The organism is Kitasatospora papulosa, assembly GCF_000717245.1.
Taxonomy (GTDB): Bacteria; Actinomycetota; Actinomycetes; order Streptomycetales; family Streptomycetaceae; genus Streptomyces; species Streptomyces papulosus.
The window spans coordinates 97,724-111,453 of sequence record NZ_JNYQ01000004.1 but is presented as its reverse complement, the minus strand read 5'-3'; the positions used below and the strand labels follow the sequence as shown (position 1 = coordinate 111,453).

The 13,730-nt window shown below is 72.0% G+C and carries 13 protein-coding genes; 10 read left to right on the top strand and 3 right to left on the bottom strand.

The window, feature by feature from the left end:
* Positions 1-42: 42 nt before the first annotated feature.
* A complete protein-coding gene (locus IA22_RS0111735; protein WP_015578819.1) occupies positions 43-1,212 on the top strand; it encodes a cysteine desulfurase family protein in 1,170 nt (389 codons plus the stop codon).
* On the opposite strand, the gene IA22_RS0111730 is transcribed toward IA22_RS0111735, so the two are convergent.
* Positions 1,205-1,897, bottom strand: a complete 693-nt coding sequence (locus IA22_RS0111730; RefSeq protein ID WP_030123579.1) for an N-acetylmuramoyl-L-alanine amidase — start codon at positions 1,895-1,897, stop codon at positions 1,205-1,207. The genes IA22_RS0111735 and IA22_RS0111730 overlap by 8 nt on opposite strands.
* A 61-nt stretch (positions 1,898-1,958) precedes the next feature.
* On the opposite strand from IA22_RS0111730, the gene mnmA reads away from it, so the two are divergent.
* Positions 1,959-3,092 carry a tRNA 2-thiouridine(34) synthase MnmA gene (mnmA, locus tag IA22_RS0111725; protein WP_014153943.1) on the top strand — a complete coding sequence of 378 codons (1,134 nt, stop codon included), beginning with the start codon at positions 1,959-1,961 and terminating at the stop codon, positions 3,090-3,092.
* Positions 3,093-3,154: 62 nt separating this feature from the next.
* Here mnmA and IA22_RS0111720 read toward each other — a convergent pair whose 3' ends face one another.
* Together IA22_RS0111720 and IA22_RS0111715 are read right to left on the bottom strand one after the other, a co-directional pair.
* Entirely contained in the window at positions 3,155-3,958 is an 804-nt protein-coding gene (locus IA22_RS0111720) for an alpha/beta fold hydrolase (RefSeq protein WP_030123578.1), read from the bottom strand.
* 62 nt (positions 3,959-4,020) lie between these two features.
* The gene (locus IA22_RS0111715; protein ID WP_030123577.1) at positions 4,021-4,356 is read right to left on the bottom strand and encodes a DUF427 domain-containing protein; all 336 of its coding nucleotides are present in this window, start codon (positions 4,354-4,356) and stop codon (positions 4,021-4,023) included.
* A 97-nt stretch (positions 4,357-4,453) separates the two neighbouring features.
* On the opposite strand from IA22_RS0111715, the gene IA22_RS0111710 reads away from it, so the two are divergent.
* The 8 genes from IA22_RS0111710 to IA22_RS0111675 all read left to right on the top strand — a co-directional run bounded on the left by IA22_RS0111710 (position 4,454) and on the right by IA22_RS0111675 (position 13,717).
* A complete protein-coding gene (locus tag IA22_RS0111710; RefSeq protein ID WP_015578824.1) occupies positions 4,454-4,993 on the top strand; it encodes an LOG family protein in 540 nt (179 codons plus the stop codon).
* A 75-nt stretch (positions 4,994-5,068) separates the two neighbouring features.
* Entirely contained in the window at positions 5,069-5,758 is a 690-nt protein-coding gene (locus IA22_RS0111705) for an SDR family oxidoreductase (protein WP_014153939.1), read from the top strand.
* Positions 5,759-5,791: 33 nt separating this feature from the next.
* Complete coding sequence (locus tag IA22_RS0111700; RefSeq protein ID WP_030123576.1) at positions 5,792-6,817, top strand: methionine synthase; 1,026 nt, start codon at positions 5,792-5,794, stop codon at positions 6,815-6,817.
* A 46-nt stretch (positions 6,818-6,863) separates the two neighbouring features.
* Positions 6,864-9,059, top strand: a complete 2,196-nt coding sequence (gene ligA / locus IA22_RS0111695) for an NAD-dependent DNA ligase LigA (RefSeq protein ID WP_030123575.1) — start codon at positions 6,864-6,866, stop codon at positions 9,057-9,059.
* Between the two features lie 315 nt (positions 9,060-9,374).
* A complete protein-coding gene (locus tag IA22_RS0111690) occupies positions 9,375-11,519 on the top strand; it encodes a putative bifunctional diguanylate cyclase/phosphodiesterase (protein ID WP_030123574.1) in 2,145 nt (714 codons plus the stop codon).
* 154 nt (positions 11,520-11,673) lie between these two features.
* Positions 11,674-11,970, top strand: coding sequence for an Asp-tRNA(Asn)/Glu-tRNA(Gln) amidotransferase subunit GatC (gene gatC, locus IA22_RS0111685; protein ID WP_014153935.1), 297 nt, complete (start codon positions 11,674-11,676; stop codon positions 11,968-11,970).
* 5 nt (positions 11,971-11,975) lie between these two features.
* The gene (gene gatA, locus IA22_RS0111680; RefSeq protein ID WP_015578828.1) at positions 11,976-13,478 is read left to right on the top strand and encodes an Asp-tRNA(Asn)/Glu-tRNA(Gln) amidotransferase subunit GatA; all 1,503 of its coding nucleotides are present in this window, start codon (positions 11,976-11,978) and stop codon (positions 13,476-13,478) included.
* 5 nt (positions 13,479-13,483) lie between these two features.
* Positions 13,484-13,717 carry a hypothetical protein gene (locus IA22_RS0111675; RefSeq protein WP_030123573.1) on the top strand — a complete coding sequence of 78 codons (234 nt, stop codon included), beginning with the start codon at positions 13,484-13,486 and terminating at the stop codon, positions 13,715-13,717.
* Positions 13,718-13,730 lie beyond the last annotated feature (13 nt).

The following is a 13,730-nucleotide window of genomic DNA, read 5'->3' as shown; positions in this document are numbered from 1 at the left end:
ACGGCACACCCCGCGCCACGGACTCGTAGAATCGTCACCACCATGGCCTACCTCGACCACGCCGCGACCACGCCGATGCTTCCGGAGGCGATCGCGGCGATGACCGCGCAGCTCGCCGTCACCGGTAACGCGTCCTCCCTGCACGCTGCCGGGCGCCGGGCCCGCCGTACCGTCGAGGAGTCCAGAGAGACCCTTGCCGAAGCGCTCGGCGCACGCCCCAGCGAGGTGGTCCTGACCTCGGGCGGCACCGAGGCCGACAACCTCGCCGTGAAGGGCCTCTACTGGTCCCGGCGCGACGCCGACCCCCGGCGCACCCGGGTCCTGGCCAGTCCCGTGGAGCACCACGCCGTCCTCGACGCCGTGGACTGGCTGGCGGAACACGAGGGCGCCACGGTCGACTACCTCCCCGTCGACGCGTACGGGCGGGTGCACCCGGACGCCCTGCGGGAGGCGCTCCTCCGCAACCCGGACGACGTCGCGCTCATCACCGTGATGTGGGCCAACAACGAAATCGGCACCATCATGCCGATACGTGAACTCGCCGAGGTCGCCGACGAGTTCGGTGTCCCCATGCACGCCGACGCGGTGCAGGCGTTCGGCCAGCTGGAGGTCGACTTCGCCCGTTCCGGGCTCGCCGCGATGACGGTCAGCGCGCACAAGATCGGCGGCCCGTTCGGTATCGGCGCGCTGCTGCTCGGGCGCGACCAGACACCCGTACCCGTCCTGCACGGCGGCGGACAGGAGCGGCACGTGCGCTCCGGCACGCTCGACGTGCCCGCCGTGGCCGCGTTCGCCGTGGCCGGACGGCACGCCGCCGAGGGACGCGAGGCCTTCGCCCGCGAGGTCGGCGCACTCCGGGACGAGCTGGCCGCCGCCGTCCTGGAGGCCGTCCCCGACGCCCTCCTCGGAGGCGACCCGGCTCCGGGCGGCCGGCTCCCCGCCAACGCCCACTTCACCTTCCCGGGCTGCGAGGGCGACTCCCTCCTGCTGCTGCTCGACGCCCAGGGCATCGCCTGCTCCACGGGGTCCGCGTGCACCGCGGGCATCGCGCAGCCCAGCCATGTGCTGCTGGCCACCGGCACCGACCCCGACCTGGCGCGCGGCACGCTGCGCTTCTCGCTCGGCCACACCTCGACCGTCCAGGACGTGCACGACCTGGCCCGGGCGATCGGCCCCGCCGTCGACCGGGCCAGGACCGCCGGGCTCAGCTAGCCCGCGTCCCGCCGCCCGTGGACGCCGCGCGCACCAGCTTCATGTAGCGGGGCCAGTCCCAGTGCGGCCCGGGGTCGGTGTGGTCCGTGCCGGGGACCTCGACGTGGCCGATGATGTGCTCGCGGTCCATCGGGATGCCGTACCGCTTGCATATCGCCGCCGTCAGCTCCGCGGAGGCCGTGTACATCGCCTTCGTGAAGTCCTGCGGGCGGTCCACGAAGCCCTCGTGCTCGATACCCACGCTGCGTTCGTTGAACGAGCGGTTGCCCGCGTGGTACGCCACGTCCAGCTCGCGGATCATCTGGGTCACGCGGCCGTTCTGCCCGACGATGTAGTGCGTCGCCGCCTGGTGCGCCGGGTCCTGGAAGACCTTGACCGCGCTGGCGTAGCTGCCCTGCGTGACATGGACGATCACCCGGTCCACGCCGTAGTCGTCGGGGCGGTCGGCCCGCCGCCAGTTCGCCTCGGAGGCCGCGATCCACCGCGCCGGGGCGTAGTCCAGCTCACCCTCCTTGCGGGGCTTCTCGACGCCCGGCACCCGCCACCAGAGGTGCCGCACCTCGTCGGCCGCCAGAGCTGCCGTGCCCGCGGCCGCGACCGCGCCGCCGCCGATCAGCAGCGTGCGGCGACTGATGCCGTGACCAGGGCCTTTGCCCCGTGATCCGGCACTCCGATTGTTCCCCATGTGCTCCACAACGCTTATCCGAGAGCATTCGGTTCCCGGGGCCCCGTACTCTGGACGGGCTATGACTCAGACCTCCCAGCGCCCCCTCCGCGTGCTCGCCGCCATGTCGGGCGGAGTCGACTCCGCCGTCGCGGCGGCCCGAGCCGCCGAGGCAGGCCACGACGTGACCGGTGTGCACCTCGCCCTCTCCGCGAACCCGCAGTCCTTCCGTACGGGCGCGCGCGGCTGTTGCACCATCGAGGACTCCCGGGACGCCCGCCGTGCGGCGGACGTCATCGGCATCCCGTTCTACGTCTGGGACCTGGCGGAACGCTTCCGTGAGGACGTCGTGGACGACTTCGTCGCGGAGTACGAGGCCGGGCGCACGCCCAACCCCTGCCTGCGCTGCAACGAGAAGATCAAGTTCGCGGCCCTGCTCGACAAGGCGCTGGCCCTCGGCTTCGACGCGGTCTGCACCGGCCACTACGCCACGGTCGTGCTGAAGGACGACGGCACCCGCGAGATGCACCGCGCCTCGGACATGGCCAAGGACCAGAGCTACGTCCTCGGCGTCCTGGACGAGAAGCAGCTCGCCCACGCGATGTTCCCGCTGGGCGACACCCTCACCACCAAGGACGAGATCCGGGCCGAGGCCGAGCGACGCGGTCTGGCGGTCGCGAAGAAGCCCGACAGCCACGACATCTGCTTCATCGCGGACGGTGACACCCAGGGCTTCCTGGCAGGGCGCCTCGGCGGCCCGGCGGAGGGCGACATCCTCGACGAGTCCGGTGCGAAGGTGGGCACGCACGAGGGCGCGTTCGGCTTCACCATCGGCCAGCGCAAGGGCCTGCGCATCGGCCACCCGGCCCCCGACGGCAAGCCGCGCTACGTCCTGGACATCTCCCCGGTGAACAACACGGTGACGGTCGGCCCGGTGGAGGCCCTGGACGTCACGGCGCTGACCGCGATCAAGCCCCGCTGGTGCGGCACGGCCCCCTCCGGCCCCGGCACGTACACCGCGCAGCTCCGCGCCCACGGGGGCGAGACCGAGGTGACGGCGGAGCTGACCGACGGCACCCTGCACGTCACGTTCACCGAGCCGGTGCGCGGTGTGGCGCCCGGCCAGGCGGTCGTGCTGTACGACGGGACGCGGGTCGTCGGCTCGGCGACGATCGCGACGACGGTGCGGCGCGAGACGGCCGCCGCGGCCGGCTGAGGGCCGCCCGGCCGTCCGCGCGGGCCGGGTCCGACCCCTGTACGGACCTGGCCCGCGCGAAGTCATCGGGCCGCCCGGCCCGCGAACACCTCCCGGGCGAAGAACTCCGCCAGGACCGGCGCGATCGCGTGCGGCGCGACCTCACGGGTCTGACCGGTCAGGGTGCGCTGCCTGGCACGCGGGACCGCCGCCGCGAGAGCCAGGCTCGTCCTCCGCGCCTCCTCGGTGCTGAAGCCGCCCGTCATGACCAGCGTGCGCGCGGTGACGGAGGCGAGGCGTGCCGCCGGCACCGAGCCGTCACCCAGCAGGGCGTCGTCGTACGCGAGGGTGTGGGCCACCGCTTCGAGGCCCGCCCACAGCGGGGCCCGGCGCATGCGCGCGACCGTCTCCTCCGGGATCCCGGTCTGTGACAGGTACAGCTCGACCGCCCCGGCCCGGTCGCCCTCCGCGAGCAGCCGGTGCAGCAGCGCCGTGCAGCGTGACTTGTACAGCAGGCCGTCCGGCCCAGGGGTGTACGGCGGCTGGTAGACCGCGAGCAGGTCCACGGGCAGCCCCGCGGCCTGTGCCTCCAGGGCCAGCGCGCCACCCGACAGCATGCCGAACAGCGAGACGCGGCCGCCCGCCGCCGCCGCGATCGCCGCCAGGTCCTCGATCTCGCGGCGCGGCGACCACGGACCGCCATCTCCGCTCGCCCCGCGCCCCCGCCTGTCGTACGTGAGGACCGTGAAGCGAGGGGCCAGCAGGGCGGCCAGAGGCCCTTCGTCGGCCGCCGTGCTCAGGGCCCCGCCGACCAGGATGACCGGTGGTCCGTCGCCGTGGCGGCGGTACGCGATCGACGTGCCGTCACGGGAGAGAGTCTTGTCCATGTGAGGGTGGACCGCCGGGCCGCCCGGAACTCATCGCCGGTGCGAGAAAATGTTTCTGACGGTCAGTCGGGCACGACGTCCGTGGCGTAGAAGCAGAAGTGGTCCCTGATCGCCGCGACCTCCTCCTTCGGCTCCGGGTAGGCCCAGACGAGGTCCGCGGCTCCGGGCCGTGACCAGTACGATGCGTCCCCCTTGAACGGACAGTGCGTACGGGTGTCCGAGGGTGACAACAGCTCCGTACGGACATCCTCGGGCGGCAGGTAGTAGCGGTCGGGACAGCCCGTCTCGCGCAGCACCAGCGGGCGGCGGCTCTCGGCGAGCACCTGCCCGTCGTGCACCGCGCGCACGTGTGCAGTGGAGGGTTCGACGGTGATGGTGTGTCCGGTGAGGGAGGTCATACCCGGTTCAGCCCCGCGGAAGGCCGGTTTCTTCCCGTGCCGGTCACTTCCCGTACCGGTTCCTCCCCGCACCAGGGAGCGGTCGTACGGTGTCCGTATGAACATCTGCGTCTTCCTCTCCGCCGCCGACCTCGACGACCGCTACACCGTGCCCGCCCGCGAGTTCGCCGAGCTGCTGGGCAGGGGCGGGCACACCCTGGTCTGGGGCGGGTCGGAGAGCGGGCTGATGAAGGTCGTCGCCGACGGCGTCCAGGAGTCCGGCGGCCGGCTCGTGGGGGTGTCGGTGGACTTCCTGGCGGCCAAGGCGCGCACGAACGCCGACGAGATGGTGATCGCCAAGGACCTGGCCGAGCGCAAGGCGCTGCTCCTGGAGAAGTCCGACGCGATCGTGATCATGGTGGGTGGCACGGGCACGCTCGACGAGGCCACGGAGATCCTGGAACTGAAGAAGCACGGCAAGCACACCAAGCCGGTCGTGCTGCTGAACACGGCGGGGTTCTACGACGGCCTGCGCCAGCAGTTCCAGCGCATGGAGGACGAGGGCTTCCTGCCACTGCCCCTCACCGAGCTGGTCTTCTTCGCCAAGGACGCTGTCGGCGCGCTGGCCTACCTGGAGGAGTCGGCAGGCCTGCTCTGACCGGGATGCCCCCGGCCCCGGGGCGACCGGCAGGCCTGCTCCGATGCCGGGACGCCCTGGTGCGAGCATGAGGGCATGCCTACACACCTCATCACCGGTGCCGGCTCCGGCATCGGCGCCGCCGTCGCCCGCCGCCTCCTGGAGCGCGGCGACGACCTCGTGCTGCTGGCCCGCGACGCCGGACGTGCCAAGGAACTGGCCGCACTCCACCCCGGGGCCCGCACGCTCGTCGGCGACCTCGGCAACCCCGACCGGCTCTCCTGGGCTTTCGGCCACCAGCCGATGCCCGAGCACCTCGACTCGCTGCTGCACATCGCGGGGGTCGTCGAACTCGGCACGGTCGGTGACCTGACCCCCAAGGCCTGGCACCACCAGCTCAACGCCAATCTGGTCTCCCCGGCCGAGCTGACGCGTCTGATGCTGCCGCAGCTGCGCGTCGCGCAGGGCCACGTCGTCTTCGTGAACTCCGGGGCGGGGCTCGCGGCCCACGCCCAGTGGGGCGCGTACGCCGCCAGCAAGCACGGGCTCAAGGCACTCGCCGACTCCCTGCGCCACGAGGAGCACGGCAACGGCGTCAGGGTCACCTCCGTCTACCCGGGCCGCACCGCCAGCCCCATGCAGGCCAAGGTCCACCAGCAGGAGGGCAAGGAGTACGACGCCTCGCGCTGGATCGACCCGGAGTCCGTCGCCACCACGATCCTGCTGGCACTCGATCTGCCGCGCGACGCCGAGATCAACGACCTGACGGTCCGCCCCGGCCGCTGAGAGGCCGTGCCCCCGGGCCCGTAGGCTTTCCGCGTGAGCGAGAAGAGCGGGTTCAGCACGAGTGCGGCCACCGGGATCGGTTCCATGCCGGGGGGAGACGCCCGGGAGGCGGCCAGGACCGTCACCGGGTCCTTCGCGGACGGACAGGGCATGCCGTACCTGGCGGAGCTGCCGGCGCGAGGCCCCGGCGCGGACATGATCGGGCGGACCGTCGGTCTGCTCGTCGAGATGTACGGCCACGTCGAGCCCAGCGGCTGGCGGATCAGCGACCGCCCCGGCCGCGACACCCGCCGGGCCCGCTCCTGGCTGGGCGAGGACCTCGACGCCCTTGAGGAGTTCACCCAGGGCTACGAGGGGCTGCTGAAGGTCCAGGCCGTCGGCCCCTGGACGCTGGCCGCCGGGCTGGAGCTGCGGGGCGGCGAGGCCATGCTCGGCGACCCGGGGGCCTGCCGTGACCTGGCCGGCTCGCTGGCCGAGGGCCTGCGCACCCACCTGGCGGAGGTACGGCGCAGGATCCCCGGCGCGGAGGTCGTGCTCCAGCTCGACGAACCGTCCCTGACCGCCGTGTTGCGAGGGCGGGTCAGGTCGGCGAGCGGCTACCGCACCTACCGCGCCGTGGACCGCCAGGTCGTCGAGGGAACGCTGCGCGACGTGCTCGCGGTGAACGGTGAGGGACTCACTGCCGTCCACTCCTGCGCGCCGGAGGTGCCGTTCGCGCTGCTGCGCCGGGCGGGAGCGGGCGCGGTGTCCTTCGACTTCTCGCTGCTCACCGAGCGTGAGGAGGAGGCGATCGGGGAAGCCGTCGAAGGCGGCACCCAGCTCTTCCTCGGCGTGGTTCCCGGCCTCGACGGCGCCTCGGCCGCATTGTCGGACCCGGGCGGTAGCGTCAAGGAGGTCAGGACGTTGTGGAGCAGGCTGGGGCTGAATCCGGGGACTCTCGGCGAGTCCGTCGTGATCACCCCGTCCTGCGGTCTGGCGGGGGCGTCGCCCGCGTACGCGCGCGCCGCGCTCGCCCACTGCGCCCGGGCCGCGAAGTCGCTCGCGGACAACCCTGAGTGACGGGACGTCGAGGTCGGAAGTCAACGGGGCAACGGAGGAACAGACGATGGCCGGCGAACAGCAGGCGCAGCAGCTGACCGGTGTGCCGGCGGAGGTGCGCGAACGGCACGCGCTTCTCGCCGAGCAGATCGAGGAGCACCGCTTCCGGTACTACGTGAAGGACCAGCCGGTCGTCGACGACGCCGAGTTCGACCGGCAGATGCGCGCGCTGGAGGCCATCGAGCACGAACACCCCGAGCTGCGCACACCGGACTCCCCGACCCAGAAGGTAGCTGGCCCCTACACCACGGAGTTCACCTCCGTCGAACACCGTGAACGCCTGCTCTCCCTGGACAACGCCTTCGACGACGGGGAGCTCGCCGCCTGGGCCGAGCGCGTGGCCAAGGACGTGGGCGGGGGCGGATACCACTTCCTGTGCGAGCTCAAGGTGGACGGTCTCGCCGTCAACCTGACCTACGAGCACGGCAGGCTCACGCGCGCGGCGACCCGCGGTGACGGCCGGACGGGGGAGGACATCACCCCCAACGTCCGTACGATCGCCGAGATCCCCCTGCGCCTCAAGGGCGACGACATCCCCGCGCTCGTCGAGATCCGGGGCGAGGTCTTCTTCCCGATGGAGGCCTTCGAAGGGCTCAACGCCCGGCTGGTCGAGGCCGGCGACAAGCCCTTCGCCAACCCGCGCAACGCGGCGGCCGGATCACTGCGGCAGAAGGACCCGAAGGTCACCGCCACCCGCCCGCTGCACATGGTGGTCCACGGCATCGGCGCCCGCGACGGCTTCGGCATCGACCGGCTCTCCCAGGCCTACGACCTGCTCCGGGAATGGGGCCTGCCCACCGCCAGACACAACAAGGTGGTGGAGTCGCTCGACGAGGTCCGGGAGTTCATCGCCTGGTTCGGCGAGAACCGCCAGTCCGTCGAGCACGAGATCGACGGCGTCGTCGTCAAGCTCGACGAGATCCCCCTGCAGGGCAGGCTGGGCTCCACCTCGCGCGCGCCGCGCTGGGCGATCGCCTGGAAGTACGCCCCGCAGGAGGTCAACACCAAGCTGGTCAACATCCGCGTCGGCGTCGGACGCACCGGCCGGGTCACGCCGTACGCCCAGGTCGAGCCGGTCGAGGTGGCGGGCTCCGAGGTCGAGTTCGCCACCCTGCACAACCAGAACGTGGTGAAGGCCAAGGGCGTCCTCATCGGTGACACGGTGGTGCTCCGCAAGGCGGGCGACGTCATCCCGGAGATCCTCGGCCCGGTCGTCGACCTGCGGGACGGCAGCGAGCACGCGTTCGTCATGCCGTCCGAGTGCCCGGAGTGCGGGACGCCGCTGCGCCCGATGAAGGAGGCCGACATCGACCTCCGCTGCCCCAACGCACGCTCTTGCCCTGCCCAGTTGCGGGAGCGCGTGGCCTATCTGGCGGGCCGTAAGTGCCTGGACATCGACCACTTCGGCTATGTGGCCGCCGCCGCCCTGACCCGACCGCTGGAGCCCGAGGAGCCACCGCTGCTGGACGAGGGGGACCTCTTCGGCCTGACGGTGGAGCAACTGCTGCCCATCCGGGCGTACGTCCTGGACCCGGACAGCGGACTGCCCAAGCGTGACCCGAAGACGGGCGAGGAGAAGATCGCCACGGTCTTCGCCAACCAGCAGGGCGAGCCGAAGAAGAACGCCCTCGGCATGCTGGAGGGCATCGCGGCGGCCAGGCAGGCCCCGCTCGCCCGGATCCTCACCGGGCTGTCGATCCGGCACGTGGGGCCGGTGGCCGCCGTCGAACTGGCCCGGCAGTTCCGGTCCATCGAGCGGATCGACGAGGCCTCCGAGGCGGAACTCGCCGCGGCGGACGGGGTGGGGCCCATCATCGCCGCCTCGGTCAAACAGTGGTTCGCCGAGGACTGGCACCGCGAGATCCTGCGCAAGTGGCGGGAGGCCGGGGTCCGCATGGAGGACGAGGGTGCGGGCGAGGACGAGGGGCCCCGGCCCCTGGAGGGCCTCACCGTCGTGGTCACCGGCACGCTGGCCGCGCACACCCGGGACGGCGCCAAGGACGCCCTCCAGAGCCTCGGGGCGAAGGTCACCGGCTCCGTCTCGAAGAAGACCTCCTTCGTCGTGGTCGGCGACAACCCGGGGTCGAAGTACGACAAGGCGATGCAGCTGAAGGTGCCCGTGCTCGACGAGGAGGGCTTCGCCGTCCTCCTCGAACAGGGGCCGGACGCCGCCCGGGAGGCCGCGGTCCCCGCCGAGGAGTGATCGAGGCGGGATCGAGACCTGGCCGGTCGCGTGGTCATGGGCCAGGGGGGAAGTATGCCGACGAGGCGGGCGGCAGGGATCCGGGAGGCCCGGTCCCGTCCCCCGGCACCACCTGTTCGGCGCATATCAGACAGTCGGTGGTACCAGGGCCCCATTCGGGCAAGACCCGCAGAGCGCTGCCCGTGGGGGCCCTCGTCGGCCTACTGTTGAACGAGCACCTGCCGTGCCCGGCCGCGTGGTGGGATTCGGTTCGTGGTGGCATGGGGGCGGGGGCCACCGTGGGACATCGGTACCGCCGGCTGTGAGAGGGACGGAATGAAACCGACCGAGAGCGCCGCACCGGTGTCGCGGCTGCAAGGTTTCGTGGGCCTCACGTCCGGCGTGGGCGCCGCCGTCGTGGCGGTCGCCGCGCTGCAGCTCGCGATCGGGTTCTACCGGACGGTCGACGACGGCCACGCGCTCTTCCCGTCCGGCACCGCGGGCTGGTCGCTCGCCGTGCTCACCGGCATCATCGTGGGCCATCTCGTCGCCCTGGGGCGCGACCGCTGGTGGGGCGGCACCGGTTCCGGCGCGGCCCTCACCCTCGCCGTCCTGCTGCTCTACGGCTGGGTGGCCGCCGGGCTGGTCAGCCTCGTCGTCGTGGTGCTCGTCGGTACGGCCAGGCGCCACCGGTGGTCGCAGGGGCTGCTGCACGGAGCCGTGGACATACTCGGGATCGGGGCGGCGGCGCTCGTCCTGGCCGTCTTCGGCGAGGTGCCGACCGTCGAGTCGCCCTGGCTGCCGCTCCACTGGGGCATCGCCGCCGTACCGGAAGTGCTCCTCGCCGCCGGCACGTACCTGCTCGTCACCCGCGTCCTGCTCTGGTACGCCAGGGCGTCGCAGACCGGCGGGCTCCCGACGATCGCCCGCACGGCCCTGCTGCGCCAGGGACTCGTCGCGGTCGCCCTGCTCGGCATCGCCCCGCTGATCTGCGTGGTCGCATCGGCCACACCGGTGCTGCTGCCGCTCTTCGCCGTCCCGCTGATCGCCCTGGACTCCACGCTCTGGATAGCCCGCGCGCGTGCCGAGGAACAACTGCGTGACCCGCTCACCGGCCTGCCCAACCGTCAGTGGCTCCTGGAGAGGACCTGGACGGCGCTCGAGGAGGCCGGTGCCACGGGCGAGCGGTCCGCCCTCGTCCTCATCGACCTCGACCGGTTCCGCGCGGTGAACGACACCCTCGGCCATCTCGCCGGTGACCGGCTCCTGCTCCAGATCGCGGAGAGGCTGCGGCTCGCCCTCCCGCGCGGTGCGGAGGCCGCGCGGCTCGGGGGCGACGAGTTCGCCGTGCTGCTGCCGACCGCGGACTCGATCACCAGCGCCCAGCGCATCGCCCGCCATCTGGTCGCCGAGCTCTCCTCCCCCCTCGACCTCGACGGACTGACCCTCGTGCTGGAGGCCAGCGCGGGGGTCGCCGTCCACCCCGACCACGCGCTGGACGCCGAGGGCCTGCTCAGACGGGCGGACGTGGCGATGTACCAGGCCAAGCGGGACCGGACGGGCGTGGAGGTCTACGAGTCCAAGCGCGACAGCAACACCCCGGACCGGCTCGGGCTGCTGGGCGATCTGCGCCGCGCCCTGGACGCCCGCGAGGTGGAACTCCACTACCAGCCCAAGGTCCGCTTCGACGGGCAGGTGGCCGGCCTCGAAGCGCTGGTGCGCTGGGTGCATCCGGAGCGCGGACGGGTCCCCCCGGACGAGTTCATCGCGATCGCCGAGTCCTCCGGGCTGATGCCCCACCTCACCGAGTACGTGCTGGAGACCGCGCTCGCCCAGGTGGCGCGGTGGCGGGCGCAGGGCCTGTTCGTCCCCGTCGCCGTCAACGTCTCGCCGCGCGACGTCCACACCCCGGGGTTCGCGGGCAGCGTCGCCGCGCGGCTCGCCCGCCACGGCGTCCCGGCCGGCGCGCTCCAGCTGGAGATCACCGAGCACGTCCTGCTGGAGGACCCCCAGCGGGCCGCCGACACGCTGGCGGGACTCACCGGGCACGGGGTGAAGATGTCCCTCGACGACTTCGGTACCGGCTACTCCTCCCTCGTACATCTGCGCAAACTGCCGGTGAGCGAACTCAAGATCGACCGGTCGTTCGTGGCGCGGCTGGCCGTGGACAACGAGGACGCCGAGATCGTCCGCTGCACCATCGACCTGGCCCACTCGCTCGGGCTGATCGTCGTCGCCGAGGGCGTCGAGGACGACGAGACCTGGGAGCGGCTGCGCGACCTGCGCTGCGACGCGGTGCAGGGGTGGCTCGTCGCGGCGGCCATGCCGCCGCAGGAGACGACGGCCTGGCTGCGGGCGCGGGGCGAGCACGGCTGGCGCAGGCCGTCGGAGCTGGAGGCCGCGGCGGCGCAGGCGGCGCCACCCGAGCCGGCGCCCAGGTCCGCGGGGCACGCGCTCAACCCCGGCCCGGCCACGGCCTGAGCCCCCGCCGGGCCGGGACCGTGAGGGGCAGGACGGCCCTCGACGGCCGTTTTGTCCTCAATCGACGGCCGGGCTCGATCCGCCCGCCGCAGAGGTGTCCGCCGACCCCATAGGATTGGGCCAAAACCACACACCAAACCCTGAGGATCGCTGCATGCCTGGCATCACGCGCGAGGAGGTCGCCCACCTCGCCCGGCTGGCGCGTCTGGAGCTGAAGGGCGAAGAGCTCGAGCACTTCGCCGGTCAGCTCGACGACATCATCGGCGCGGTCGCCCGCGTCTCCGAGGTCGCCGACCAAGACGTACCGCCGACCTCCCACCCGCTGCCGCTGACCAACGTCATGCGGGCGGACGAGGTCCGTCCGTCGCTCACCCCCGAGCAGGCGCTCTCCGGCGCCCCTGCCCAGGAGCAGCAGCGTTTCAAGGTGCCGCAGATCCTGGGGGAGGACTAACAGCCATGACGGACATCAGCACCATCATCAAGCTCACCGCGGCGGAGATCGCCGCGAGGATCGCCTCCGGCGAGCTGACGGCCGTCGAGGTCACCGAGGCCCACCTGGCCCGGATCGACGCCATCGACGAGAAGGTCCACGCCTTCCTGCACATCGACCGCGAGGGCGCGCTCGCGCAGGCCCGCGCCGTCGACGCCAAGCGTGAGGCGGGCGAGAAGCTCGGCCCGCTGGCCGGCGTCCCGCTCGCGCTCAAGGACATCTTCACCACGCAGGACATGCCGACCACCGTCGGTTCGAAGATCCTCGAGGGCTGGGTACCGCCGTACGACGCGACCCTCACCAAGAAGCTGAAGGCCGCCGACGTCGTCATCCTCGGCAAGACCAACATGGACGAGTTCGCCATGGGGTCCTCCACCGAGAACAGCGCGTACGGCCCGACCGGGAACCCCTGGGACCTCACCCGCATCCCGGGCGGCTCCGGCGGCGGTTCCTCGGCCGCGCTGGCCTCCTTCGAGGCGCCGCTCGCCATCGGCACGGACACCGGCGGCTCCATCCGCCAGCCCGCCGCCGTCACCGGCACCGTCGGCGTCAAGCCCACCTACGGCGGCGTCTCCCGCTACGGCATGGTCGCCTTCTCGTCCTCCCTCGACCAGGGCGGGCCCTGTGCCCGCACGGTCCTGGACGCGGCCCTGCTGCACGAGGTCATCGCCGGCCACGACCCGCTCGACTCGACGTCCATCGACGCACCGGTCCCGCCGGTCGTCGAGGCCGCGCGCAACGGCTCCGTGCAGGGCATGCGCGTCGGTGTGGTCAAGCAGTTCTCTGGCGAGGGCTACCAGGCCGGTGTCGTCCAGCGCTTCGAGGAGTCCGTCGAACTGCTGAAGTCCCTCGGCGCCACGGTCGTCGAGCTGGACTGTCCGTCCTTCGACCTCGCTCTCTCGGCGTACTACCTGATCGCGCCGTCCGAGTGCTCCTCGAACCTGGCACGCTTCGACGCCATGCGCTACGGACTCCGGGTCGGCGACGACGGCACGCGCTCCGCCGAGGACGTCACCGCCCTCACCCGCGAGGCCGGCTTCGGCGACGAGGTCAAGCGCCGCATCATCCTCGGTACGTACGCGCTCAGCTCCGGCTACTACGACGCGTACTACGGCTCGGCGCAGAAGGTCCGCACCCTCATCACGCAGGACTTCGAGAAGGCGTTCGAGCAGGTGGACGTGATCGTCTCGCCGACGACGCCCACCACCGCCTTCCCGATCGGCGAGCGCGCCGACGACCCGATGGCGATGTACCTCGCGGACCTGTGCACCATTCCGACCAACCTCGCCGGCAACTCCGCCATGTCGCTCCCCTGCGGCCTGGCCCCGGAGGACGGGCTGCCGGTCGGGCTGCAGATCATCGCCCCCGCCATGAAGGACGACCGGCTGTACAAGGTCGGAGCCGCCGTCGAGGCCGCCTTCGTGGAAAGGTGGGGGCACCCGCTGCTCGAGGAGGCTCCGTCACTGTGAGTGCCATGGCAAAGAAGGCCAAGAACTTCAAGAAGTCCAAGACCGGCGCATACGTGTCCATGGGCACCACCGCCTTCGGTGCGCTCAGTGTCTACAAGCAGGTGAAGATGGCCCGCCAGGACAACGACACCCTGCGGCTGATCGACGCCGCCGTATCCGCCGCCGCGATCGTGACCGGACTCGCGATCCTCTACCGCGAGCTCAAGCGTCTCGGCGACGACGACGTCCTGCTGGGCTGAGAGGGAAAGTTTC